Here is a 24,191-nt window from a genome sequence, read left to right as displayed (position 1 = left end):
TTATGCTCCTGCTTGCTTAAAGCGATTCTGCTTTGTTTCAACTTGCATATTTGGTTGTACCAACGTCTGGCAAGCTTTTTGTTTATGTTGCTTATTGATTGTCACCTGACAGCAATGACAAACCCCCATACCACAATAGGCACCTGATACAGCCTGACGATCGTTTTCCATAATTTGCTTATAGTTTGCCGCCAATAGAACAGACAAAACCGTTTCGCCATCACACGCGTTAACCGTTTCTTCATTTACTCGAATTTGAAACTGTAACCCTTCTGGCTCTGTTATATCTTGTGTTCTTGATAATTCAGACATAAAAATGCTCCTTCAACTAAGTCGCACAAAGCCTACTATCCAAATATTAAAAATAAACAAAATATTTACTTTATTTACGTTAACTTGATCCAGGTTAACTTTTTGGCACACTCGGCTTAAATATGCTCAATTCGGTGCAACCACGGCGGGTTTCTCACTAAAGCTGTGCAATAGTGTCTGCTCCACAGTACAAAAACAATCTAACCAATTGAAATATATTAATTTATAAATTTGGCATAGTTCTTCCTTACCTCAATATGTATTAACGCAAAAGGAGCAATACTATGTATACCTTCTACCAAACAATGTATTTACTTTGGCATTTGGATATTAGCGTGTGGCCCATACACGAAACTAAAATAAAACCTGCAGAACAGGAGGAAGGCTAATGGCTATTTCAAAGCTAGAAACCGCGGTTCATGCCGTGCTAAATGACATGCTGACCCCTTCACAAGCCGCAAAAGCGTACCATGTACCACAAAGAAGGCTCTATGACGCCCTGCGTCAGTCAACCGCAAAGCAACAAACACGTTGGCAAAAATTAATGCAGGAAAAAGCAAAGTTAGAGCAAAGTTTGGCAAGGATAAATAAGGAGCTGCATGAACAGTTTATCTAATGATGCTTTGTTTGTGAGGACAATCAGCGCACCCAATATGAATACAATCTTTTGGATTGCCAACACTGGATCCAGCTTGTATCTATCAGGGTGCTTCTATTGGCTTTTTACCTTTCCCCTTTGAAAACAATACACAATCAGACTCAAATGCCGAGGCATTATACCAATATGTTGAGGTTTAAGGTTGTGGGGTAAGTTCCTCACTTTATCATCGACGAGCATGGTGACTATCACGCCACCACCGATTACTACAAGTTACTTGCCCCCCGCCAAGTCGATAAAACCGCCAGTAGTAAAGCTCGCCTCATCGCTCAGTAGCCAAGCGATAGCGTTGGCAACCTCCTGTGCAGTTCCACCTCGCTTTAGCGGTAAGGCACTGGCAAGACGGTCGACTCGATTCGGCTCTCCGCCATCAGCATGAATATCGGTATATATACACCCAGGCCGCACACAGTTAACGCGGACCTGTTCCTGTGCAAGCTCCAAGGATAACCCTTTAGTGAAACTATCTATGGCGCCCTTTGCCGCTGCATAGTCAACATATTCATTTGCGCCACCTAAATAAGAAGCAGCCGACGAGACATTTACAATCGCACACTGTGCTGGATTATCGCTCAAGCGTATATGTTTAATCGCTTCGCGGGCACAAATAAAATATGGCGTGACGTTACTCGTGAGCATTTGGTTTATGCGCTCAGCAGTCATTTCCTCAACGCGAGTTTGCGTACTTAATACCCCAGCGTTATTCACAAGATGTGTCACGGTGCCAATTTCAGTTTTGATTTTTTCAAACATAGCCACAACGGCTTGCTCATCGGTGATGTCTGTCTGAACAATGTGGGCCTTGCCACCATTATCAACGATTGTATTGGCTACGCTCTGTGCCGCATCCGCATTTTGCTTATAATTAATAACAACCGTATATCCTCGCTGTCCGAGCAAACAGGCTGTTGCAGCGCCAATACCACGACTCGCACCGGTGATAAGTACTACCTTTTGCATTCAACCACTCCTTTACCTGTAACTACTGATAATTCAGTACTTCCACACCCATATCTTCTTTAACGTGTTCAATTACCATATAGGTGTGATTAGTGCCTACACCCGGGATTTCAACAATTTGACCAAGAACCTCTCGATATTGGCGCATATCCTGAACTCGGATTTTTACTAAGTAATCAAATCCACCTGCCACCATGTCACAAGAAACAACATTTGGAATATCAACAATATGCTGCTTAAAGATATCAAATACCTCTTCCGTTGAACTTTTTAATGTAATTTCAACATGAGCCACTAAATGTTGCCCTAATTTCGCGGCATTGAGCCTTGCGGTATATCCTTCAATATAGCCTTCAGCCTCAAGTTTTTTTACTCTATCAAGGCAAGGGCTGGGGCTCAAATTGACCTCTTTCGCCAAATTCACATTTGAGATCCGAGCATTACGCTGCAGTGCGTCTAGAATAGCTAAATCAATGCGGTCTAATACTCGAGTTTTAATGGAAGTCGTCATATCAGCATAAAATTTTGTGAGGGTTTGAGATTACCCGCAAATTTACCGTATTAAGAAAAAATAAAACAGCATATTCTGCTGTCTTTTCGATAGAATGCCCACGAAATTAACGAGAAAGGGCAAAGTGGCTAATTTCATTCATAATACCGCTCTGTTCGAACATTTATATTGTGCATTCTGGCTAAAAGTTGAACACACTTGTTTGTGTGTTATGGTTAGCAATGTGACTGCATCATTTTGTCGTAATTGAGGCTCCCTGTTTAAAAAACTTAAGTATCAGTAATCATCACGGTTACTTGGTTTTGCATTAGTTTTAGATGCAGTTAAATGATCACTACATCAACGGTGTTATTTAATAAACAGGCGCGAATTACATGTATTTTTGACTCCAATTTTTGAGGGTTGCTTATGCTTTATAACGGCGATTTGACAACTAACTGTCCTATCCGACAAAAGATCCGTGATTTTTACCGCATCGACGAGAATGCCGTAATTGATCATATTTTACCTTTAGCTGAGGTAGGCGTTACAGCTCGAAGCCGAGCATGGGAACGTGCACGTCAAATGGTGTTGAACATTCGTAAAGACCAAGATGGTCAAAACGGTGTTGACGCGCTTTTAAACGAATTCTCTCTTTCGACTGAGGAAGGCGTAGTATTAATGTGTTTGGCCGAAGCCCTGCTTCGTGTACCAGATAAAAAAACGCAAGACAGTTTAATTCGAGACAAACTTGCCAATGGAGACTGGAGTTCTCACCTTGGTAGTAGCGACTCGCTATTCGTAAATGCGTCAAGCTGGGGACTACTGGTCACCGGTAAAATGGTCAACTATTCAGACAAGAATAAAGAAGAACAATTTGGCGTATTAAAGCGTACTATTGGTCGTCTTGGTGAACCTGTGATCCGTAAGTCTGTTAATTACGCGATGAAGATCATGGGTAAGCAGTTTGTGATGGGTGAAACCATCCAAGATGCAATCGATCGTGCTGCTGATAAAGAGCAAAAAGGATATGTGTATTCTTACGACATGCTAGGCGAGGCCGCACGCACAATGCGTGATGCCGAGCGTTATTATGACAGCTATTTAGAGGCCATTCACGCCATCGGTAAAGCGGCTCAAGGTCGTGGTCCGGTCAAGAGTCCTGGTATTTCAGTTAAGCTTTCAGCAATTCACCCTCGCTTTGAATTTACACACCGCGAGCGTGTAATGAATGAGCTTGTACCTAAGCTTAAGTCATTGGCGCTAGAGGCCAAAAAGTACGACATCGGTTTCACGGTTGACGCTGAAGAAGCAGATCGCTTAGACATCTCTTTAGACGTTATTGAAGCAGTATTTTCTGATGCTGAGTTAGACGGCTGGAACGGATTTGGTCTTGCAGTACAAGCTTATCAAAAGCGTGCGATTTTTGTTGTTGAATGGGTTGCAGAACTTGCTCGCCGCGTAGGCCGCAAACTCATGGTACGTCTAGTAAAAGGGGCTTACTGGGATACTGAAATCAAAACCACACAACAAGATGGTCTTGAACACTTCCCTGTATTTACACGTAAAGCAACTACCGACGTATCTTACAAAGCTTGTGCTATTAAGTTACTCGAAGCACGCGATGTACTATTCCCTCAATTTGCAACGCACAATGCATACACCGCTGCGACTATTTTAGAAGTTGCAAAAGGGGACAATAAAGGGTTCGAATTCCAGCGCTTACACGGTATGGGTGAATCACTTTTCGATCAAATCGTTGAGCGTGAAGGGATCCAGTGTCGCGTATATGCGCCAGTTGGCCAACACGAAGATCTACTCGCCTACCTAGTAAGACGTTTACTTGAAAACGGTGCAAACTCTTCATTCGTAAATGCCATTGTTGATACTACAAAACCGGTGGAAGCATTATTGCCAGACCCAGTAGAAACACTGCAAGGTTTACGTAACCGTTATAACACGCAGATCAAACTACCGATTGAGCTTTATGGCGATGAACGACCAAACTCAAAAGGTAAGGATCTTACAGATATCAATGATCTGACACCGTTTAAAGAAAACCTTGATAATTGGTTTGAAGAACACAGAATCGACGAAAGTAGCGTTCCTGAAGGCTATCTTGCCGTTCGCAACCCTGCTAACCACAAAGAAGTCGTTGGTGCGATTCCTCTTCATGATGAAGAGTATATGAAAAACGCTCTGAAGAACGCTGATGAGGCTTTTGCAGAGTGGTCGCAAACCCCTGTCGAAGAACGTGCAAATTTACTCCGCCGTGTGGCAGATATACTTGAGCGTCATCACGATGAACTGGTTGCTATCTGTATTAAAGAAGCAGGTAAAGTAACCCAAGACAGCATCGATGAAGTACGTGAAGCCGTTGATTTCTGTCGTTACTATGCTGCGCGCGCAGAAGAGCTATCAAAAGACGAGCGTTTTGAAGCCCGTGGCGTTATTTTATGTATTAGCCCGTGGAACTTCCCACTTGCGATCTTCTTAGGCCAAGTTGCAGCTGCAATCGTCACTGGTAATACCGTTATTGCAAAACCGGCTGAACAAACCAGTATGATTGCGTTACGTTGTATCGAGTTGATGCGCACCGTAGGCTTACCTGAGCACGTTGTACAACCTGTTATCGCGCGCGGTAGCGAAGTGGGTAAGCATGTGGTGCCAGATGAGCGTATTCAAGCTGTAATGTTCACCGGCTCAACTGAGACGGGCACACTGATTTCGCAAATTCTAGCTGGACGCAACGACATTCAAGTTCCGCTTATTGCTGAAACCGGCGGTCAAAACTGTATGATCGTTGACTCTACAGCACTCCCAGAACAAGTTGTTGATGATGTTATCTCTTCTGGTTTCCAAAGCGCAGGACAACGCTGTTCTGCATTGCGCGTGTTATTTGTACAAGACGATGTTGCTGATGGCATTATAGAAATGCTAACAGGTGCGTTAAAAGAGCTGCACGTGGGTGACCCTTCACAACTTTCAACTGATATTGGTCCTGTGATCGATGAAAAAGCGCTGAATACGCTGACAAACCATGTTGAGTTTATGAAGAGCAACGGCAAGTTATTGTTCGAAGCTAACATACCAGACAACAGCGAAAACGGTGCTTACTTCTTTGCACCACGTTTATACGAAATCTCTGATCTGTCTGTACTTAAACGTGAAGTATTCGGTCCTGTTGTGCATATTGTGCGCTTTAAAGCTGAAGACCTAGATAACGTTATCGATCAGATCAACGGTACTGGTTATGGTCTAACAATGGGTGTCCACTCGCGTATCGAAGAGCGCTGTGAATACCTAGCGAAGATGTCTCGTGCTGGTAACGTTTACGTAAACCGCAATATGATCGGTGCAATCGTAGGCGTGCAACCATTTGGTGGTCGCGGTCTGTCTGGTACTGGTCCAAAAGCAGGTGGTCCAAACTATCTCGTGCGTTTGGTGAAAGAAAAAGCCTCTCCAGACAACGTGCAAATGACAGATCTATCGCCTGATGAGTTGGAGATCCACCACTTCCCAGGCGCGGTTGAGCAAGTTGAGAAACTAATGCAAAACTCAATGCGTGATGAAAAGATCTGGCGTCGTACCGCATTGAATGATCGTGTTTCTGCGGTACGTCAGTTGCTTGCAAAGGTAGCAACGGTTGATATCATCGACGAACTAGCCGATGACCTTGCACTAACGCTTTCTGATGCCCGTGCACAGCTAAACCGTTTAGAAAAGCGTATGCGTACTTACACTACGCTTCCTGGGCCTACTGGTGAGTCGAATACACTTCACTTAGAACCACGTGGATGCGTTGTAGCATATGCCGATAAGAGTACTTCGTTCAATTTCTGGGCGATTTCAATTATTACCGCACTTGCTGCAGGTAATACGGTTATTACAGTAGCGTCAGACCTGTTCTATGAAGAAGCGTTAGCGTTTAGAGATAAGTTTATCTCTACCGGTGTTGCTGAAGGTGTATTCCAAGTTGCGAAGCAGAATCAGCTACAAGCGATCTTGGCACACCCTCACCTATCTGGTGCTGTGGTTGCAGCTCGCTCTTCACGCTTGGGTTACTTCTCACAGCAACTTGCACAGCGTAAAGGTGCAATCCTTCCTGTGATCAGTGCAGAGTACTATGACACCTTAATTAATCGTCTAATTACCGAGAAAACCATTAGTATTGATACTACCGCTTCTGGTGGTAATACATCACTGATGACCTTGGTTGAAGACGAAGAGTAATAGCGCGATTTACTATTGCATCTAATACCAATTGAATTAATTCAATTGGTATTATAAAAGCCAGCTTTTGCTGGCTTTTATTTTTTACGCAGCATTGGATGTTCTTAATCCTACGATCACGTTTACAATATCCATTAAATAAACATCTTCAACTAACGCGATAACGTCATTCCATTTAGGGTTATACTCGTTGTTTTCCCACCTTCTAAGCGTCCGCTCTTCAATACCATAGCTTGCGGCCGACTCAGCTTGTGTAAAACCTCGAGCTTGGCGCGCAAATCTTAATATTGCCGCACCTAATGGTGCACGTTCACAAATTAATGGTTGGCTCATTAACATCACACTCTTTCCTTAAAAAGTTGCGCAAATAAATGAAGTAAAGCCTAGTCATTTATTTACGCAAAAAACTGACTAAATGCATCAACTGCGTAATTTAATGAAGATGATAGATCTATTTTTTACGCATTTCAACGAAAAAATGGATCTTTTTTGCGTCGCAAATGATTTTACTTCGTAAAAAATAGTCCATATAATGACGCACACGTATCATTGTTTAAGAGGCAACGCATGGAACAAAGTCTCATGAGCCTAGCGGAACGCGTAGAATATGCGATCAAGCCAGACAGTATTAGAGCTTTTGCGTTAAAAATTGATGTATCAGAAGGAACACTGCGCAGAATATTAAAAGGTGAAGATCCTAAGCTTAGCGTTATTGAGCGTATTGCAAAACAAGCTAATGTCGACCTAATGTGGTTAGTAACCGGTGTGCCTATTGACTGTAATAGCCAATCACCCATTGTTCAGCAAAGCATTTCACTGGATGAGTTTAATGAGGACTTCATCGTTGTACCTGGTTACCATGTTTCTGTAAGTACTGGGTATGGCGCATTTAACCAAAATGCTGAAGTTGCTCGCTATCTTGCATTCAGAAAAAAATGGATTGAGTTTAAAAATCTAGATAAGTCACAACTTGTTGTGGTGTTTGCAAAAGGCGACTCGATGGAGCCTACCATACATAACAACAACACCATTTTGGTTGATCTATCCGACAAAAAACTCAGTGAAGGGCTGATCTATGTCGTTCGGCTTGGCGAAGAGCTTTATGCTAAGCGCTTGCAGCAGAACTTTGATGGTTCGGTACGATTAATAAGTGATAATAAAGAATACAAGGAACAAGTTGTTATGCCGAATGAATTAGAGCAATTGGAGATCCTCGGTAAAGTGGTATGGATTGGTAAAGACCTCATATAATAAGAACAGCGATGCTAAACCTTGAATACTTACTTTCATTTTTAATCGCCAGTACTGTGATAGCGGTGGCGCCTGGGCCTTCAAATGCCTTTTTAATGGCGCAAACCTTCACCAATGGTCGCGTTGCAGGTATGCAAAGTGCACTGGGATTTGCACTAGGTGGGGTTGTCCATACTTTGTTTGCCGTTATCGGTTTGTCGGCATTATTAAAAGCATCCGCAACAGCGTATGCCACAGTGCAGTATCTCGGCGCAGCTTATTTGGCCTACCTAGGTATCATGACCATCAAAGATACACTAGGCACGTCACAACTTGATTGTGAAGACAAACCACATGTCAGCACTAAAAAGCGCAAAAATGTGATGTTTCAGGCAATGATGACCGAAGTGTTAAACCCAAAGGTGGCGCTCTTCTTCATCGCTTTTATTCCTCAATTTGTGGACAGTAGCTTGGCAACCTCCACGACTGTGCAACTGGCAATGTTTGGTCTACTCTACCCAATTTTAGCCTTCCCCATTGACTGCCTGTATATTTACGGTGGCGATAAAATTGCGCGTTACTTTAGGCAGCATCCGGCGGCACCTATTTGGATCGATCGTATCTCTGGCATGATTTTTATTGCGCTGGCGGTTAATTTGCTACTTTAGCCAGAACTCAGAATAGAAAGTTAGGGCCTGTTTATCTTTCAAGTTTGTTTTTGCAGCAGTTTGGTTGATATAACTTGGGTCTAGATAACACTCATAGGAGTATTGTTGATGCAAAAACGTTCACAACCGCTGCCGGCTAAAAAGCATATTGCTTTAGTGGCACACGATGGAATGAAACCTGCGCTGCTTGATTGGTGTAAGACTCATTTAACCAGCCTTAAACAGCATAAGCTTTATGCCACTGGCACAACAGGTAATCTTATTGAAAAAAATACAGGGCTTACGGTAACTAAACTGTTTAGCGGCCCGATGGGTGGCGATCAACAGATTGGTGCAAAAATCGCTGAGCAAGATGTTCATGTGCTGATTTTCTTTTGGGACCCACTGGCATCTCAGCCTCACGATCCTGATGTGAAAGCACTGCTAAGACTGGCTGCGGTATGGAATATTCCCGTTGCGTGTAATGAAGCGACGGCAGATTTACTAATGGCCTGTGATAAAATGAACCAACCAATTGAAAGGCACTTGCCAGACTACGAGCAGTATCTTGCTAGCCGTTTGGATTGATACAATCGCACTAAGGAGAAGCGGCTTATTACCGCTTCTTTGATTATAAGTAAGGCTAGTTAACCTGAACGAGAGCAAGATGCACAAGCGGTGCTCCCCCCAAAGCGCTCTGGCTAGATCAGAAAATACTTTAAGGTGATTTTAAAAACGCTGAGTTGGCGCATTATTTACCCAAACCTCAGGTTAGTTAAATATCTTGTCCGCCCACTTAGTTAAGCCAGCGGTAACACTACCGAAGTTATCACCATTGACCATGTCGATATCTCCAATTTGCTGTGCCAATGTAGCCTTTAGCAAAGGAGACTGCGCACTACCACCAGTTAAATAAATCACATCAGGCTTAGCCCCTGCTTGGTTGATGGCTTCTTTGGCAAGCGCCCCCATTTGTTCTAGGTTCGACATCACGGAATCGGCAAAATCCTGCTGCGTAAACGTTTGTGCTAAGTGGGGCTCAATAAAACCCAGATCGGCATTAAACTGAGCCTGTTCAGACAACGCGATTTTGCCAAGCTCACCTTCACGCACCACTTGATGAGTCAATTTGTTTTGCTGAATACAGAGCAATCTCGCCAGTTTATCGGGCTCAGCCACATCCCGTAACATACTTTGTAATTCACGGGTTAGTTTGTCGCTGTAAAAGTCTAACTGAGATTGGATGTCGTTGATTTTACATGCCTGCCAATATAACTGGCTTGGCATTGGCAACCCTGAGCCCAGGGTGGAACCTAGGCCACACAACGGCATGAGTTGATGATATGCCAAGGCAATATCTAAGTCATTACCACCAACACGTTTGCCTGTATGCGCCAAGAAGTCTTGCTGTCGTTGACTGTTATTGCGAAAGCTCGGCCCCATACGTACAAACGAACAGTCGCTCGTACCACCGCCAATATCGACCACCAATACTAATTTATCTTGGGTAAGGCGGCTTTCGTATTCAATCCCAGCGGCCAATGGCTCAAATAGGAAGTCTACCTCCTTGAACCCGGCTCGCTTTGCAGCTGTAGTTAGAATACTGATAGCTTGCTGGTTACTTTCTTCACCGCCTACAGACTGGAAGTTAACCGGTCGGCCTATTACCGTATCTGTGATGGTTTGTTGTAGTTGCGACTCAGCCCGATGTTTTATTTCAATCATCATGGCCGCAGCGATGTCTTCAAAAAATGCGATTTGTTGGGGCTTAAGTCCAACCGCACCAAAGAAAGACTTTGGCGACTTTACGAAGAAGCCTTCTTCGGGGAACTCGATATATTCACTGATCGCCTGTTGGCCGAAAAATACCCCCGTTTCTTGTGGGGTAAGGTCTAAATCTCGTTTCGCCTGCTGAGCGACATTGAGTAAACCTTGACGAGATTGTGTGTAATCGACATCCGCGCCATTAAGGTGACGATTAACAAAAGTAGGGATCAACGCATTGTGCATCGCATACATAGTGGAGGGCAGATAAGCTTTATCTTGTTCAAGGCGCAGTAAGTCTACTTCCCCATTTTGCATGACACCCATCGCACAATTGGAACTTCCGTAATCAAACCCGACTTTCATTCTCTACCTCGAACTGCTGAAAAGTCGCGAAGTGTATCATGATTGGCGCTATTGTCAGATGAATTTCCACTGTGATGATAATAAACACGCCCTGTTATTAACTGACGTGAAACGCATACTTTTCGTGGTTTGATTGCTTTGCTTGATACATTGCCGCGTCTGCACATTGGACAACAGTTTCGATGCCAACATCGAGGTTGTTAAACAGGCAAGCACCGATACTGATTTTGCATGATACTTTTTGTTCCTCAAGCAAGTAAGGTTTATCTATTTTGTCTATTATTTGCTGACAAATCGTCGCAACTTGAAGCTCAGCGTCTTGCAGCTTGGGAGAAAGGTGAGTAATAATAATGATAAACTCATCGCCCCCCCAACGGATCACCGCATCATCTTGCCTTACTGAGGCGCTTAACCGCAATGAAACGGCCTTAAGCAGTAAGTCTCCCGTATGATGACCATAGGAATCATTGACCTGTTTAAAATCATCTAGATCTAAAAATAATACTGCGCTGTAGCAGCCTCTTTGTTGTTGAGTAAAAAGCTTATCCATCAAACCATGATGGAGAATATGTCGGTTAGGAAGTCCTGTCAGTTGGTCATGATAAGCAAGCTTTTCAGCTTCTAGATACTCTAATTTGCGCTCGTTAATATCACGAGAAAGCACAATAAAACGTGTCAACTCATGGGGTTCATCTGGGTTTACCACTTTACGTGCAATTGATATTTCAAACCAACGCTCACCTATGGCTGTGGGTAAATGAATATGACAGCCATGACAGTAACCGTTTTGTTTCGCGTCTTTAAGCGCTTGCATCACAGTGTTAGCCGCAGCCTCAGGCATCACCTCAGCAACGGTATGTCCAATGAGCTGTTCGGCCGGCGCAACAAGTAATTCGGGGCGTAGTATTCTGGCATCCCAATGACGGCCTTGTTCGTCCAACTCAAACATCAGATCCGGCATTGCGCTTAATGTTGATGCTAGCTCTTCATAGCTTGGCTGCACAGCGGACGCTGGATAGGAAGCACGGCGCTCCGGTATCATTAGGCCATGCAACATTTTGTTCCACCATCCTATAAGCTTGAATATAACTACTGGGTACATGCTAATGAACTAAGCTCGTTTAAGGCTATCTTTATAAAAAGAATATACCAATTTTTCGAATTATGATTAATAACTGAGTAAATCATAAAAAATTATTTTCAAAGCATTGCGCTTGTGTAAGGAAAGCCATTGACGAATCAATAATAATTCCTATAATCGACACGGCAACACTTTCCATGATGGAAGGTCACAACATAAATAAGGATGAATATGTCTTTTTTCAAAAAAGCCCTTGGCGCGGTTGGTATCGGTGCAGCAAAAGTAGATACCATTTTAGATCATCATCAAGCCTTCCCTGGCGAAGAAATTTCTGGAACGGTTATTATCAAAGGTGGAAAAGTTGCTCAAGAGATCAACAAGATAGATCTTAAGGTAATGTGTAACTACACCGTTGAAAAAGAAGACAGTGAAGGAGAGACGATCACCGTCACCAAAAACCATACCCTAGCTGCGTTTCATATCAATGAGCAGTTCACTATTGAACCTGGCGATGAAAAGCAAATTCCATTTGCACTGGAGCTAGCTGAAGAAACCCCTCTGACCGTGGGACAATCGAAAACTTGGATTGCCACTAATCTCGATATTGATATGGCGCTGGATAAATCAGATAGGGATTATTTGCACATCGTTCCTAATGCGCTACAACAGGCGGTTATCGACGCGATAGAAGCCCTTGGCTTTAAACTCTATGAATCTGATTGTGAAGGCATTGACGAGGTATCATTCTCACGTCTTCCATTTGTACAAGAATTAGAGTTTAAAACAATAGCAGGTGACTTTCATGGTCGCTTTGACGAAGTGGAAGTGGTGTTCTTTAATCGTGGTGAACAACTTGAGGTCATCTTTGAAATCGATCGTAAAGCTCGTGGCTTCAAAGGCTTCTTTGCAGAAGCGCTCGACCTTGATGAGTCAAAAGCCAGATTAGTGATTGACGAAGAAGACATCGAGGAATTAGCGGACGCTATCTATGACATCCTCGAGGCAAACTGCTAAGGTGTATAGGTGTATTATACCAATTGAATTAATTCTCTAATCAATTTAAAGGATGAAATAGTTCATTTACTTAATACATTTGGTATTAGCCTTGTAGCATCTATAGATTTATATTGATGCTGTGGTGATAGTTGCATTCATACGAGTGCAACTTCTATATGAATAAACTCTATTATTAGTCCAACCCACCTAACGTCTGTGGTTTATGCCAAAGCAAGTGTTAAGGTGAATGGGTAATAACTCTTTAGACTGATTTATTGTTACAATTTAAGCCTCTTTAACATGCCAAATATGGCACGTTTGAGTTGACTTAAGCTCAATAAAACAGCACATTTAACTGAATGGTCAAGGTAGATTAGGTGACAATGAATGTCCAACTTTAGAATTTGGAAACTGGTTAGCCTACTGTGTGTTTTGAGCCTAATGCTTGGGTGCGAATCGAAAGAAGAACGCATCCAGCAAACCATTACACATACACTTCAAGAAGCTTCAACAGCAATTAACACACTGGGGACAGCACTTGATAAAAAGCAGGTAAGAAATGCCAACCTTTTGACTGAGTATGGCAAAGTACTTAGTCAGCAAAAACCTCAACTCAGCGAAATTGCGCAAATTATTGCCCAAGACGCAACAAGTAGTGGCACCTTGTATCAGAGTTTATTAACTCGATATCAGTCCCTCAAGTCCCCCGCTCCTAACATGAATAGTAACGACATTATCAACCAAGCGATCTTGCTAAAAGAAGCAGCGTCAATCAGCTTGTTTAATGACGCGCTGACGGATCCCATCAATGTTTTAGCCGATATGTCGGATGGCAAACTGGCCCGAGTGGGTGCAGTCAGCCAACGGGCAGAGCAAACTGCTAACGGTGAAACCGGTGTCGGTAATCAACTGGTCGGCAATGCAAACTACGGTGAATGGCAAACGAACGCTAACGGCACTAGCTTTTGGATGTGGTACGGCATGTATCGCATGCTTGGCGATATTGTCGGGGATGTAGAATATGGCCGCTGGAGTAAGCACCGAAGATACAGTTACTACAGTGACTATGGTCGTCATAGATATACCAGCTATAAAAGCTACAAACGCCAGACCGACCTCGCCAAGCGTACGCGACAATCGTACCAGCGTCAGGGCAAGCAATTTACCAGCCCCTATGCTAAGAAAAAGTCTGTCGCTTCAGGGTTAAGCCGAAGTAGCTACACTCCATCTGCAGTAACCCGAAGCAGCTACTCTAGAACATCAAGCTACGGCTCAGTTCGCAATAGCTCAAGTAGAACCTCCCGTGGCGTAAGCCGGGGTAAATAGCGCATATATAGCGGAGTTAACACATGTACCAATTTAACGGATTAACAGCTTGGACTTTTCAAGCATTGCTAATAGATATGGCGGTGATCGTCGCGTTATTTGTTAGCTTAAAATACATCAAAGGTTGGGTATCCAACCTTCACGCAAACGATGAAATCACAGAAAAAGACAACTTTGCATTTGGCCTCAGTTTTGCTGGCGGCTTGGCAGGCTTAGCCATCGTGATTTCGGGTATTTCAAGTGGTGCTTTTGCCAGCTCTTTGGCTCAAGAAGCGCTACAAATGGCGGGCTATGGCATCGTAGGTATCGTCCTTATTAAACTTGGCCACTTCTTCCAAGACAAAGTCGCACTGCGCAAGGTGAACCTACATGACGAAATCATAAAAGGTAATGTTACCTCAGCGCTGATTGATTTTGGCCATGTGGTGAGTGTTGCCATTGTGATCCGCTCCGCTTTACTTTGGGTGCTAACTGAGGGCTGGTATGGTTTACCGATTGTAGTTGCAGCCTTTATTATTGGTAATATTTGTATGCTGCTTGTAAGCCAATACCGAGTGCAATTATTTAAGCGCACGAACAAAAGCGGCGACTGTTTACAGCAAGCAATCAAAGACAACAATATCGCAGTTGGGATCCGCTATGCGGGCTTTTTAATCGGCTCAGCACTGGCATTGACAGCAGCGTCGGGTTTAGCGCCTTATGTGGCTGACAATATCATCTCGAGTTTACTGTATTGGAGTATTGCTGCGCTTGGTAGCATTATTCTGTTCATCATCTTACACCTTGTAATGATAAAAATTATTCTGGCAGGTAAAGATATTTCTGATGAAGTGAACAGACAAAAGAATGTTGGTGTTGCCGCAATCTCGGCCGCCCTCTCTTTTGCGATTGGTACGACTATGGCAAGTTTGTTAGGTGCGTAACCCTTGAGCGTATCAGCACCACAAACTTCTGCAAGAGTGACCGGCAACTGGTCGTTGTTCGGTCACGACACCCTACTTATTGGCGTTATGGCCATTTTGGCCGGTTGTGGCCTAATCTACGAATATTTACTCTCCCACTATGCAGGACGCGTTTTGGGCTCGGTAGAGAGCGCAATTTACGCCATGATAGGCACGATGATCGTGGCCATGGGCATTGGCGCATTTTTAGCGCGTTGGTTTAAAGACCCCTTTACTGCTTTTGCATGGCTTGAGAGCTTAATTGCGCTGCTGGGTATGAGTAGTATTTTGGTAATAGCCAGTGTGATTGCCCTTACCTACACTTTGCCCCACACGCTTTCTAGCCTCTACAGTTTACCTCCTGATAGCGTATTAGATGGTATGCCCTTTGCGCAATTACAGGAATTTGCACGGTTTCTTCCTTATGTTTTCGGCCTTATTTTAGGTATTCTCATTGGCATGGAAATTCCGCTAATCGCGCGGATCCGCCAACAGGTATATGGACGCTTCCTTGAAAATAATGCGGGTACTATTTATGGTGCCGATTATATTGGTGCCGGTGTTGGCGCAGCTATCTGGGTCACAATTATGCTTGCGCTACCAATAATGCAAGCAGCGGCGTGGACTGCTCTATTTAATATTATTGCAGGACTTATCTTCCTGTGGCGCTATCACTCCCATGTCCGTTTAGCTAAGTTATTATTCGCCTGTCACTTTGTTCTATTGGGAATTTTTTTCGTTATCTTGAGTAATGGCTCTCTGTGGATGAAAGACCTAAGTAACGTGCTCTATAAAGACAAAGTGATCTACTCAGAATCAACCAAATATCAACATGTTGTGATCACCGAACGATTAAGCCGCACTCAGCCGATGCCAATCAACGATTTATTTTTAAATGGTCGATTACAGTTTTCATCCGTTGATGAACAGATCTATCACACCATGCTCGTCTACCCAGCAATGCTGGCATCTAACCGTAGAGAAAAGGTGTTGATAATTGGTGGCGGTGACGGTCTCGCCCTTAGAGATGTGCTTGAGTGGCCAGTGGAACATGCCACCTTAATTGATTTAGATGGGCAACTATTATCTCTGTTTGGGCTACAAGGACAACCCTACCCTGCTAGACCCAATATTACGAATAAACTAACCCAACTAAACAACGACGCCTTAAACGACCCCAGAGCAAGCGTCATTGTTGCAGATGCATTTCTAGAAGTAGAAAAAATGCTTGATCAGGGCCGACAATTTGACACGATTATTATCGACTTACCCGATCCTAATCACCCTGACTTAAACAAGCTGTATAGCGATTACTTTTACAATCATGTGCGTCAATTACTGGCGCCTGATGGTGCCTTAGCTATTCAGTCCACCTCCCCTTACCATGCCAAAAAGGCGTTTATTAGTATCGCAAAAACGGTAAAACATGCTGGATTCACCCATGTGGAGCAATACCAACAAAATATTCCGTCTTTTGGTCAGTGGGGATGGACAATCGCAACGAGAACTGGGCAACCTGCGAGCGCCCGAATCAAATCGGTAGAATCTTTACCCGTTCCAAGTAACTGGATAAATAAAGAATATTTACTCGCGACTTTCGCCTTCCCAAGCCGCTTTTTTGATGGAACAAAAGATATTGAAGTCAACCAGTTAGGAACAGGTAGGCTATATGATTATTACCGCCAAGCATGGCAAACGGAAGACGAGCTGTATAAAAATTAGCGCACGACCATTGACATATTATGTCTTACGTGCAACTCTTAACTCAGACATAATATGTCATAACAAAAAAGGTAAATGAAGATGGAATTAAATGAACTATCAATCAAATTAGCATCATTTGAAACTGAAGGTGCTAACTTCGAATCCTTCTTAATCACCAATGAAGGTGAGCAAGATGTATTGCAAGTGATTGTTGACGGAAATGACGAATTACCCATTTTTGTGACTCAAACTGAAGAGCAGCTGGTATGCATTAGTTACCTATTCAAAGAGAATGAGGTAAAACCAGAGTTGCTTAACGAGTTAAATGAAGCACTACTAAAACTGAATGTGCCGATCCCTTTGAGTGCGTTTGCTAAAATTGATGAGCAGTATGCGATATTTGGTGCCCTAGCCGTTTCCTCCTCAATTGATGAGATCACGCACGAACTGGTCACCTTAGCAGACAATGCAATTGAAGCATTAGATGCAGTGACAGTGTATTTGAACGATTAATATTGGAGTTGTGAAATGAGTATTTTAAAGAAATTATTTACCGCTGTTCGTGGTGGCGCTAGAGAAGTTGGTGAGTCAATTGTTGATGCCAATGGCATTCGTATTTTTGAACAAGAAATTGCCGACGCTAAAAACGCATTGGCAACAGCGAAAAAGAACTTAACTGAGGTGATGGCTAAAGAAATGCAGACTAAGCGTAAGCTTGCTGCACTTGAAGAAAGCATCATCGAACATGAAAACTATGCTGGTCAAGCACTAGAGAAAGGCAATGAAGCTCTAGCGGTAGAAATTGCTGAAAAAATCAGTGAATTCGAAGATGAGCGCGCAGAGCATCAACAAGTGTTAGACGGATTTAGTAAACATGTGATCTTGCTGAAGCAGCAGATTAAAGAAGCTGAGAAATCCATTAAAGAAAATCAGCGCCAACTAACCATGGTGAAAACAACCGATAGCGTGCAAAAAGCAACGATGGCGGTAAACAGCACCCTAAACACCAATGAGTCTTCTATGGTAAATGCGCGTCAGTCGCTTGAACGTATTAAACAGCGTCAGCAAGACAGACAGGACCAGTTGGCTGCTGCAAAAGAGTTAGAAGCGGCTGCAACCGGTGCAGATCTTAAAGCCAAAATGGCTGAGGCTGGGATCGGCTCAACACCAAAGAGCAATGATATTCTTGAGCGTATTAGAGCTAAACAAGGCAACTAATATTTGCTTGAATTGAAAAAGGAGGCTTAGCCTCCTTTTGACCGTTTTGATATTTATACCAATTGGTATTACGTAGGTGCACTATGTTTGGCTTTTTTAAATCTAAAAAGAAACCTGAGCGACAACTTTCTCACCCTAAAGATCTGAAAGCTGGTGATATGCTTACCATTATTGATTCGTTCGCTTATCCGAGTTGGCTCAAAGGGCAAACGCTCAAAGTTGTTGCTGTGCAAACATACCAATATGAACGCAGCGCCGAATATGAGTTTGTTCTTGAAAGTGAGTCAGGTAAAGTGACCTTTTTACAAATCGAGCAAAGCGACGGTGAAGAATACGCCAACTTCTCTATTAAAATCCAAAGGGATGACGTCGACGCCATTTTTACCCTAGATGAGTTTGCCCGTATTTTTGATGAGGAATCATTGACGCAACTAGACACCCATGCCACTCCAGAAGCATTTGAGCGATTTTTAGGGAAAAGCTATCAACAAAGCGAAGCCCCTTATGTTTGTTACTTTTACGACAGTGATTATCGCGGTCGCACTCTACCGCGCTATCAAGATGAAAGTGGTGAGATGTGTGAAGTCATTGAGCTATGCTCTGCCGACGGCAAGTTTGCTATCAATATCGAAATCTGGGACGGCGGTGAAACCGATGTATCGCTGACCATGTGTCGACCACTCAGCGATATTGTCGATCTATTTCCCGGAGCACACTCGTGACCGCCAGACAAGACAAGTGGAAACGCCAAGAAGTTGCGTTGAGGGCCACACAAATGGCCTTCGACTTAACCACTGAAGTGCAAAAAAGCATTAAAAAGCAGGCGATAGACGAAGAGCTAACGCCATCCGATATGATCCGAAAGATCCTTGATTTAGAAGTTAAATCGAAGAAAACTCGGCAACGCTTATCCTTCAATCTCACCGATGACGAAATCGCACTACTGGCGGAACGTTTTGGCGTTGACCCCAACGACAAACGAGCTGTAAAACAAGAAGTTGCTAGCATATTGCTGAGCCGCTATACAGAAAATAAAGAAAAGTGAGCAGTAATACCAATCCATTAATGCTCCAACTATTTTAAATGGTTAAAGCGACAACCTAAGAGGGAACGATGACAGAAGCAGAGATTAAGAAAAGTATTGATAAACATAGTGTGAAACCACTTATTTTCGTAGTCATCATGATGTTACTAATAGCATTATTGAATAACTATTTATTCGAAGATGATCCATTATCTCCAAACCTACTAATTTTCGGAGCATTAGCTGCTGGCATACACATCTTCAAAAATGTCCTCTGTGACGTCCTTGTTAGATAACCTGAACTGCAACAGCTCTTGCCTATAAAAACATACTTAATTAATTTCAATAAGTTAAGCTAATATCTAGACTAAAGTCTAGGGCACCTTTTTATTTTCTTCGTTAAATTAGAGTTTGCTGTCGAAACGCGTAGCAGTCATGTAATGGCTTCAAATAAGCGTTGTCAGCAAAACAACAATACACATGTAAAGGAAATAAAATGAAATTAATGAACTTAACAACGATGGCCATTGCCATCGGCCTTAGCATCAATCAGGCGCAAGCCGTCACTTGTGACAGTATCAATACTTACCCCGACTGGACACAAACCAACTGGCAAGGTGTTCCAAATCATGCCAGTACTGGCGACAAAATGCAGCATCAGAACAAGCTCTATCAAGCCAATTGGTGGACTCAAGCTGAGCCAGGAACCAGTTCGGCATGGCAATATCTAGGGCGCTGTGAAAACAATACTCGGTTAACACCATTCGAGCGTCATGGTCAGCTAGCTGTCTGTGGAACTGGACTATGTAACGAACGCCAGGAAAAAATCCAGTTACGTGGCATGAGTAGCCATGGCCTTCAGTGGTATGGATTGGATAAGTGTCTAACCGATCTGTCACTCGATACCCTTGCAATTGATTGGCAAGCAGACATTATTCGCTTAAGTATGTATGTGCAAGAAGGCGGTTATGCCTCTAATCCAGAAAAATTTACAAACGACATGAATCAATTGATCGATATGGCCAGCCAGCGAGGTTTGTATGTATTGGTTGATTGGCACCAACTAAATCCTGGCGATCCTAACTATAATCTAGCGTTTGCAAAACGTTTTTTCACCGATATCGTTACGGCGAACAAACACCGCAAAAATGTTATTTATGACATAGCCAACGAGCCCAATAACGTCTCTTGGGGCGAAATCCGTCATTATAGCGAGCAGATCATTCCGGTGATCCGAGCTATCCAGCCTGATGCGTTAGTGCTTATCGGCACGCATGGCTGGTCAACCTTTGGTGCATCTAGTGGTGACAGCTTTCAGGACGTGCTGAATGACCCTGTACCATTCGATAACATCATGTACACTTTTCACTTTTATGCGGCATCACACACGGACTTTCATCGCAATGTTTTAGACCGAGCATCAGACGTACTCCCCGTCTTTGTTAGTGAGTGGGGTACGCAAAATTACGATGGTGACGGTCCCAACGACCAAGAAAGTGCGCAACAATATATCACTCTCATGAAGCGTAAAAAGATAAGCTGGACCAATTGGAACTATTCCGATGATTTTCGCAGCGGTGCAGTGTGGAAAAAAGGCACTTGTACTAATCAAAATTTCGTGGATAGTCAGCTAAAAGAGGCGGGAGTCTGGCTTAAAAACTGGATAAGTGAAGGTAGGTAGGCAGTAAAGCCTTGTCTCACTAAACATACGCAGCTTGCTGCGTATGTTTATATTTTTGTGTCGCTAGAAGAGGGTTATCGCCGCAATCACTCTACCGCGAGCAACTCAACCTCAAATACGAGTAAAGAGCCTGGTTCGATTTTACCTGCAGCGCGGTCGCCATAACCTAAATCGGGACCAATCCAAAAGCGGTATTTATCCCCTTCAGTCATTAACTGCACTCCCTCGGTCCAGCCGGGGATCACTTGATTGAGCCCAAAACTAATTGGTTGGTCGCGCAGTACTGAACTATCGAATACAGAGCCGTCAAGTAAGGTGCCGTGATAATGCACTTTAACCTTGCTCGTTGCGCTTGGTTGTTTACCACCTTCAGTTTGCGTGATGACTTCGTACTGAAGACCTGAGTCGGTTTTATGTACTTCCGCACGCTTCTCATTTTCTTTCAAAAAGTCAGCGGCTTGAACTCGATTAAACTGTGCTAACTGTTTTTGCTTTTGTCCCCCTCGAAAGAACATTACGGCAATCACCAGTGCAACAATAACGAGGATAATATTAGTGGTCGTCATGGCTTTCTTCTCCTTTGTCATCATCGCCGTTTACTACTTTCGCAATACGCTCGAGTTTTGCCATTGCAACCGCGTTGATGCTGTTTTCAGGGTAACCTTCTTCGCTTAACACTCCAGCGGGTCGATCCATCAATAAACTAAGTGCTTCATCTACCGTAGCCACGGCATAGACGTGGAATAAACCTTTTTCAACCGCCGCAATCACTTCATCATCTAATACCAAGTTTACTTTGTTAGACTCTGGGATGATCACCCCTTGTTTACCCGTTAAGCCGCGCATTTTGCATAGTTTAAAGAAGCCTTCGATTTTCTCGTTTACGCCGCCAATGGCTTGCACTTCACCATGCTGGTTAATGGAGCCAGTTAACGCTAAAGATTGATCAACAGGTAGTTGTGTTACTGCAGATAGCAATGCACAAAGCTCTGCGAGTGAGGCGCTATCACCGTCGATAAATCCATAGTTTTGTTCAATGGCAATATTTGCGCTGAGCGTTAAGCTAAAGTCTTGTGCGTACTTATTGCCCAAGTAACCGGTAAGCAACATCACCCCTTTTGAGTGAATTGATTTACCTAAATCTACTTCACGTTCAACGTCAATTACCCCATCCGCACCAGCGTATACCGTGGAGGTGATCCGAGCAGGCGTACCAAACGCGGTATCACCAATATGTAGTACAGTCAGGCCGTTTACCTTACCAATTGCGGTGCCTTTGGTTGCGATCAGGGTATGCCCTTCTTGAATATCACTGAGCATGTTTTCACTTAACTGCCCTGTCCGATACTCTTTTCCGGCTATCGCCTCATCGATATGATTAGCGGCGATTTGATTTACGCCATCTTGCTTGGCATAAAAACTGGCTTCTGCCACCAGCTCCAACACATCAGCAAAGCGCGCCGAAAGCTTACTATGGTGCTCTGCTTGGCGGTAACTAAACTTAAGCATTCGCGCTAACGCTGACGAACTAAGCTCAATTTTCAAGGTATCATTACAGTATTCCATCACCTTAGTGATAAATTGGTACTGCATCTTATCTGAACTTGGTAAGTAATAATCAAAGTCAGCCAGCACTCGAAATAGCTCTGCAAACTCTTCATCGTACTCACCTATGGTGTAATAAAGGTCCCGTGAGCCAAGCAGAATAATTTTTACATCTAGCGGAATTAACTGTGGCTTTAAGGTAAAGCTGCTGCCCACTGAGTTGTCTTGATATGGTAAATCATTCTTAATTTGGTGGGTTTTTAATGAGAGCTTTAAGCCATCCCACACTTGGGCATTGGCCATGACTTTTTCCGCATCCATGATCAAATAGCCGCCATTGGCACGGTGTAAGGCTCCGGCTTGAATAGAGCGATAGCTGGTGATCAAGTTGCCTTGAGAGGTTGCATATTCCACCTTACCAAAAATATTGCCAAAAGTTGGATTTGGCTCATAAACCACTGGCGCCGGATCGTCTTCTTTAAACTCAACCAAAATATTAGGGGCAAAAAAGTCCGTTAACATGCCTTTTGAGTCAAAGTCATCTTTGTTCTCTTCGCTGCTACTATCATCATCTAGCCAGTCAAGTACCGCATCAACTATTTCAACCTTGAGATCTTTAAGATAACGCAACACACCAATGTGCGCGGCATACTTATGCTCAAGCGCTTTTAACAACGGCTTTGTCGCCATCTCAATAGTGGTTTTCTTAAGGTTACGCAAGCGTTCTGAAGATTCACGCTTCCATCTTGGCAACTCAATAAGAGACTCAATTAAGGCATCTTCTAATGTTTCAATAGCCGTTAAAAAATGAGCCTGAACATGTTCGTCAAGGGCTGAAAACTCCGTATCACTGAGCTGTTTACCATCTACCACAGGAGCAAAACCTACAGTGCCTGTGTCTTCAATTAGCGCAACGCTCATATTCATAGCCTGTTGTTCAACGGCAGTGATCGCAGCATCGTATTTTTGTTCAAATTCTTTATCTAGCGACTTTTTCTTGCGTTGATAACCTGGGTTGTCAAAGGCCGCAGGGAAGGTATCTAAAATTTCATCGATAAAAGCGTCTATATCGGCTTCAAGCTGCTTGCTTTCTCCTGCTTGCATAAATAGCGCGATAGGTTCACGGTGGTCGTCGTAATTATTAACGTACAACCATTCTTTCGGCGTTGGCTTAGTTTTACTATGCGCTTCGAGCTTATCTTTTACCATGGTAAAACGGCCTAATGCCGCCTCACCCATCACATAAACATTATAACCTGGTAATTCCATCCCCAAAGCAAAGTCTAATGCGGTTTGAGCACGTTGTTGGCCAATAAAAGGAAGTGCTTCTGGATATGGGTTTTGGATACAATTTTCTATGTGTGTTAATGAAACTGATGGTGCAAGCTGACTGGCCTGCAATGATTTTTCAGACGACAATTTGGATTTGGTCATTCTAACTTCTTTGTATTGTTCGCATACGTTAGCCTACTCAGCTCAGGGCTACCAAACTGAGCGCCCACTCTCTAGGGCGCTAATGCTTTTCTAGTATATTCCCCATGCCCGCACTCGCTGCAAGCTGGGATCTTGATGGCATAATAAACATCTAATTTATGACCACAATTCTTACACACTAATTGCCCCAAAGCTATCCATTCACCTTCTTTATAGATGCCTTGGTGTTCAAAATCTTTTAAAAGTGCTGACCATTCGAGTTGTGTTCTATCTTCCATTTGAGATATTTCGAATAAGATGTTGGCTTTGAGTTCACTCCAAGCCGCTTCGTCATAGAAGGTTTTGTTTTCAAGTAGATGCTCTAAGTCACGCTTGAGATAGTAACTGTAGTCATCATAGGTTTGTTTGGTGTAGTCTTTTAGTGCGCGTTGCGCTTCCCAAAATCGCTTAGATAAATCGTCAACTTCGTGCTCTTTAACATCTTTTAGCCAATCAGAGAATTGATCCAACCACTTTTGATAATCCGCCATTGCTACACTCCTGTTTTGCCTATAAGTTAAGTGTAGACCAGATATACCATT

23 protein-coding genes are annotated in these 24,191 nt (G+C 43.3%); 14 read left to right on the top strand and 9 right to left on the bottom strand.

From position 1 onward, the window contains the following. Entirely contained in the window at window positions 1-312 is a 312-nt protein-coding gene (locus CEX98_RS09820) for a 2Fe-2S iron-sulfur cluster-binding protein (protein ID WP_099641891.1), read from the bottom strand. Between the two features lie 388 nt (window positions 313-700). On the opposite strand from CEX98_RS09820, the gene CEX98_RS09815 reads away from it, so the two are divergent. After that, the gene (locus tag CEX98_RS09815) at window positions 701-928 is read left to right on the top strand and encodes a helix-turn-helix domain-containing protein (protein ID WP_099641890.1); all 228 of its coding nucleotides are present in this window, start codon (window positions 701-703) and stop codon (window positions 926-928) included. Window positions 929-1,183: 255 nt separating this feature from the next. Here the strand turns inward: CEX98_RS09815 and CEX98_RS09805 are convergent, their stop codons facing one another. Continuing rightward, complete coding sequence (locus tag CEX98_RS09805; RefSeq protein ID WP_099641889.1) at window positions 1,184-1,930, bottom strand: SDR family oxidoreductase; 747 nt, start codon at window positions 1,928-1,930, stop codon at window positions 1,184-1,186. Between the two features lie 22 nt (window positions 1,931-1,952). Continuing rightward, window positions 1,953-2,441: a winged helix-turn-helix transcriptional regulator gene (locus CEX98_RS09800; RefSeq protein WP_099641888.1), complete on the bottom strand. Its 489-nt coding sequence runs from the start codon at window positions 2,439-2,441 to the stop codon at window positions 1,953-1,955. A 408-nt stretch (window positions 2,442-2,849) separates the two neighbouring features. Between CEX98_RS09800 and putA the strand changes: the two genes are divergently transcribed. Continuing rightward, the gene (gene putA / locus CEX98_RS09795) at window positions 2,850-6,653 is read left to right on the top strand and encodes a bifunctional proline dehydrogenase/L-glutamate gamma-semialdehyde dehydrogenase PutA (RefSeq protein WP_099641887.1); all 3,804 of its coding nucleotides are present in this window, start codon (window positions 2,850-2,852) and stop codon (window positions 6,651-6,653) included. Between the two features lie 84 nt (window positions 6,654-6,737). On the opposite strand, the gene CEX98_RS09790 is transcribed toward putA, so the two are convergent. Then, window positions 6,738-6,992: a helix-turn-helix domain-containing protein gene (locus CEX98_RS09790; RefSeq protein WP_099641886.1), complete on the bottom strand. Its 255-nt coding sequence runs from the start codon at window positions 6,990-6,992 to the stop codon at window positions 6,738-6,740. Between the two features lie 228 nt (window positions 6,993-7,220). On the opposite strand from CEX98_RS09790, the gene CEX98_RS09785 reads away from it, so the two are divergent. From CEX98_RS09785 to CEX98_RS09775, 3 genes are all read left to right on the top strand, one after another. After that, window positions 7,221-7,904, top strand: coding sequence for an XRE family transcriptional regulator (locus CEX98_RS09785; RefSeq protein ID WP_099641885.1), 684 nt, complete (start codon window positions 7,221-7,223; stop codon window positions 7,902-7,904). 11 nt (window positions 7,905-7,915) lie between these two features. Continuing rightward, complete coding sequence (locus tag CEX98_RS09780) at window positions 7,916-8,551, top strand: LysE family translocator (RefSeq protein ID WP_099641884.1); 636 nt, start codon at window positions 7,916-7,918, stop codon at window positions 8,549-8,551. Between the two features lie 108 nt (window positions 8,552-8,659). After that, window positions 8,660-9,118 (top strand): methylglyoxal synthase, encoded by a 459-nt coding sequence (locus CEX98_RS09775; protein WP_099641883.1) that lies wholly within the window; start codon window positions 8,660-8,662, stop codon window positions 9,116-9,118. Between the two features lie 183 nt (window positions 9,119-9,301). On the opposite strand, the gene yegD is transcribed toward CEX98_RS09775, so the two are convergent. Both yegD and CEX98_RS09765 read right to left on the bottom strand, forming a co-directional pair. Beyond that, entirely contained in the window at window positions 9,302-10,660 is a 1,359-nt protein-coding gene (gene yegD / locus CEX98_RS09770) for a molecular chaperone (protein WP_099641882.1), read from the bottom strand. A 97-nt stretch (window positions 10,661-10,757) separates the two neighbouring features. After that, window positions 10,758-11,717, bottom strand: coding sequence for a sensor domain-containing diguanylate cyclase (locus CEX98_RS09765; protein WP_099641881.1), 960 nt, complete (start codon window positions 11,715-11,717; stop codon window positions 10,758-10,760). A gap of 255 nt (window positions 11,718-11,972) precedes the next feature. Here CEX98_RS09765 and CEX98_RS09760 point away from each other — a divergent pair, with 255 nt between their 5' ends. From CEX98_RS09760 to CEX98_RS09715, 9 genes are all read left to right on the top strand, one after another. Continuing rightward, window positions 11,973-12,755, top strand: coding sequence for a sporulation protein (locus CEX98_RS09760; protein WP_099641880.1), 783 nt, complete (start codon window positions 11,973-11,975; stop codon window positions 12,753-12,755). Between the two features lie 369 nt (window positions 12,756-13,124). Beyond that, the gene (locus tag CEX98_RS09755) at window positions 13,125-14,063 is read left to right on the top strand and encodes a hypothetical protein (protein ID WP_099641879.1); all 939 of its coding nucleotides are present in this window, start codon (window positions 13,125-13,127) and stop codon (window positions 14,061-14,063) included. Between the two features lie 23 nt (window positions 14,064-14,086). Beyond that, a complete protein-coding gene (locus tag CEX98_RS09750; RefSeq protein WP_099641878.1) occupies window positions 14,087-14,986 on the top strand; it encodes a DUF350 domain-containing protein in 900 nt (299 codons plus the stop codon). A gap of 3 nt (window positions 14,987-14,989) precedes the next feature. Next, window positions 14,990-16,726, top strand: a complete 1,737-nt coding sequence (locus tag CEX98_RS09745; RefSeq protein ID WP_099641877.1) for a polyamine aminopropyltransferase — start codon at window positions 14,990-14,992, stop codon at window positions 16,724-16,726. An 81-nt stretch (window positions 16,727-16,807) separates the two neighbouring features. Next, window positions 16,808-17,221, top strand: coding sequence for a DUF2170 family protein (locus CEX98_RS09740; RefSeq protein ID WP_099641876.1), 414 nt, complete (start codon window positions 16,808-16,810; stop codon window positions 17,219-17,221). 15 nt (window positions 17,222-17,236) lie between these two features. After that, window positions 17,237-17,926, top strand: a complete 690-nt coding sequence (locus CEX98_RS09735) for a PspA/IM30 family protein (RefSeq protein WP_099641875.1) — start codon at window positions 17,237-17,239, stop codon at window positions 17,924-17,926. A gap of 83 nt (window positions 17,927-18,009) precedes the next feature. Further along, window positions 18,010-18,648 carry a DUF4178 domain-containing protein gene (locus CEX98_RS09730; protein ID WP_099641874.1) on the top strand — a complete coding sequence of 213 codons (639 nt, stop codon included), beginning with the start codon at window positions 18,010-18,012 and terminating at the stop codon, window positions 18,646-18,648. Further along, on the top strand, window positions 18,645-18,971 hold the full coding sequence (locus CEX98_RS09725) for a hypothetical protein (RefSeq protein WP_099641873.1): 327 nt from the start codon (window positions 18,645-18,647) through the stop codon (window positions 18,969-18,971). Before CEX98_RS09730 ends, CEX98_RS09725 begins: the two co-directional genes overlap by 4 nt. A 475-nt stretch (window positions 18,972-19,446) precedes the next feature. Continuing rightward, window positions 19,447-20,631 carry a cellulase family glycosylhydrolase gene (locus tag CEX98_RS09715; RefSeq protein WP_099641871.1) on the top strand — a complete coding sequence of 395 codons (1,185 nt, stop codon included), beginning with the start codon at window positions 19,447-19,449 and terminating at the stop codon, window positions 20,629-20,631. An 86-nt stretch (window positions 20,632-20,717) separates the two neighbouring features. Here the strand turns inward: CEX98_RS09715 and CEX98_RS09710 are convergent, their stop codons facing one another. The 3 genes from CEX98_RS09710 to CEX98_RS09700 all read right to left on the bottom strand — a co-directional run bounded on the left by CEX98_RS09710 (window position 20,718) and on the right by CEX98_RS09700 (window position 24,140). Further along, window positions 20,718-21,197: an FKBP-type peptidyl-prolyl cis-trans isomerase gene (locus CEX98_RS09710; protein ID WP_099641870.1), complete on the bottom strand. Its 480-nt coding sequence runs from the start codon at window positions 21,195-21,197 to the stop codon at window positions 20,718-20,720. Continuing rightward, window positions 21,184-23,610, bottom strand: a complete 2,427-nt coding sequence (locus tag CEX98_RS09705; RefSeq protein WP_099641869.1) for a Lon protease family protein — start codon at window positions 23,608-23,610, stop codon at window positions 21,184-21,186. Before CEX98_RS09705 ends, CEX98_RS09710 begins: the two co-directional genes overlap by 14 nt. A gap of 71 nt (window positions 23,611-23,681) precedes the next feature. Next, complete coding sequence (locus CEX98_RS09700; protein WP_099641868.1) at window positions 23,682-24,140, bottom strand: zinc ribbon-containing protein; 459 nt, start codon at window positions 24,138-24,140, stop codon at window positions 23,682-23,684. Window positions 24,141-24,191: the final 51 nt, after the last annotated feature.

Source organism: Pseudoalteromonas piscicida (genome assembly GCF_002744175.1).
GTDB lineage: Bacteria > Pseudomonadota > Gammaproteobacteria > Enterobacterales > Alteromonadaceae > Pseudoalteromonas > Pseudoalteromonas piscicida_B.
Note: the sequence above shows the minus strand (reverse complement) of the source record. Positions and strands in the feature narration are given on the sequence as shown.

Bases quoted from the DNA above. Each gene is read 5' to 3' on its own strand.
- CEX98_RS09820 (WP_099641891.1), bottom strand. From the start codon at position 312: ATGTCTGAATTATCAAGAACACAAGATATAACAGAGCCAGAAGGGTTA.
- CEX98_RS09815 (WP_099641890.1), top strand. From the start codon at position 701: ATGGCTATTTCAAAGCTAGAAACCGCGGTTCATGCCGTGCTAAATGAC.
- CEX98_RS09805 (WP_099641889.1), bottom strand. From the start codon at position 1,930: ATGCAAAAGGTAGTACTTATCACCGGTGCGAGTCGTGGTATTGGCGCT.
- CEX98_RS09800 (WP_099641888.1), bottom strand. From the start codon at position 2,441: ATGACGACTTCCATTAAAACTCGAGTATTAGACCGCATTGATTTAGCT.
- putA (WP_099641887.1), top strand. From the start codon at position 2,850: ATGCTTTATAACGGCGATTTGACAACTAACTGTCCTATCCGACAAAAG.
- CEX98_RS09790 (WP_099641886.1), bottom strand. From the start codon at position 6,992: ATGTTAATGAGCCAACCATTAATTTGTGAACGTGCACCATTAGGTGCG.
- CEX98_RS09785 (WP_099641885.1), top strand. From the start codon at position 7,221: ATGGAACAAAGTCTCATGAGCCTAGCGGAACGCGTAGAATATGCGATC.
- CEX98_RS09780 (WP_099641884.1), top strand. From the start codon at position 7,916: ATGCTAAACCTTGAATACTTACTTTCATTTTTAATCGCCAGTACTGTG.
- CEX98_RS09775 (WP_099641883.1), top strand. From the start codon at position 8,660: ATGCAAAAACGTTCACAACCGCTGCCGGCTAAAAAGCATATTGCTTTA.
- yegD (WP_099641882.1), bottom strand. From the start codon at position 10,660: ATGAAAGTCGGGTTTGATTACGGAAGTTCCAATTGTGCGATGGGTGTC.
- CEX98_RS09765 (WP_099641881.1), bottom strand. From the start codon at position 11,717: ATGTTGCATGGCCTAATGATACCGGAGCGCCGTGCTTCCTATCCAGCG.
- CEX98_RS09760 (WP_099641880.1), top strand. From the start codon at position 11,973: ATGTCTTTTTTCAAAAAAGCCCTTGGCGCGGTTGGTATCGGTGCAGCA.
- CEX98_RS09755 (WP_099641879.1), top strand. From the start codon at position 13,125: ATGTCCAACTTTAGAATTTGGAAACTGGTTAGCCTACTGTGTGTTTTG.
- CEX98_RS09750 (WP_099641878.1), top strand. From the start codon at position 14,087: ATGTACCAATTTAACGGATTAACAGCTTGGACTTTTCAAGCATTGCTA.
- CEX98_RS09740 (WP_099641876.1), top strand. From the start codon at position 16,808: ATGGAATTAAATGAACTATCAATCAAATTAGCATCATTTGAAACTGAA.
- CEX98_RS09735 (WP_099641875.1), top strand. From the start codon at position 17,237: ATGAGTATTTTAAAGAAATTATTTACCGCTGTTCGTGGTGGCGCTAGA.
- CEX98_RS09730 (WP_099641874.1), top strand. From the start codon at position 18,010: ATGTTTGGCTTTTTTAAATCTAAAAAGAAACCTGAGCGACAACTTTCT.
- CEX98_RS09715 (WP_099641871.1), top strand. From the start codon at position 19,447: ATGAAATTAATGAACTTAACAACGATGGCCATTGCCATCGGCCTTAGC.
- CEX98_RS09710 (WP_099641870.1), bottom strand. From the start codon at position 21,197: ATGACGACCACTAATATTATCCTCGTTATTGTTGCACTGGTGATTGCC.
- CEX98_RS09705 (WP_099641869.1), bottom strand. From the start codon at position 23,610: ATGACCAAATCCAAATTGTCGTCTGAAAAATCATTGCAGGCCAGTCAG.
- CEX98_RS09700 (WP_099641868.1), bottom strand. From the start codon at position 24,140: ATGGCGGATTATCAAAAGTGGTTGGATCAATTCTCTGATTGGCTAAAA.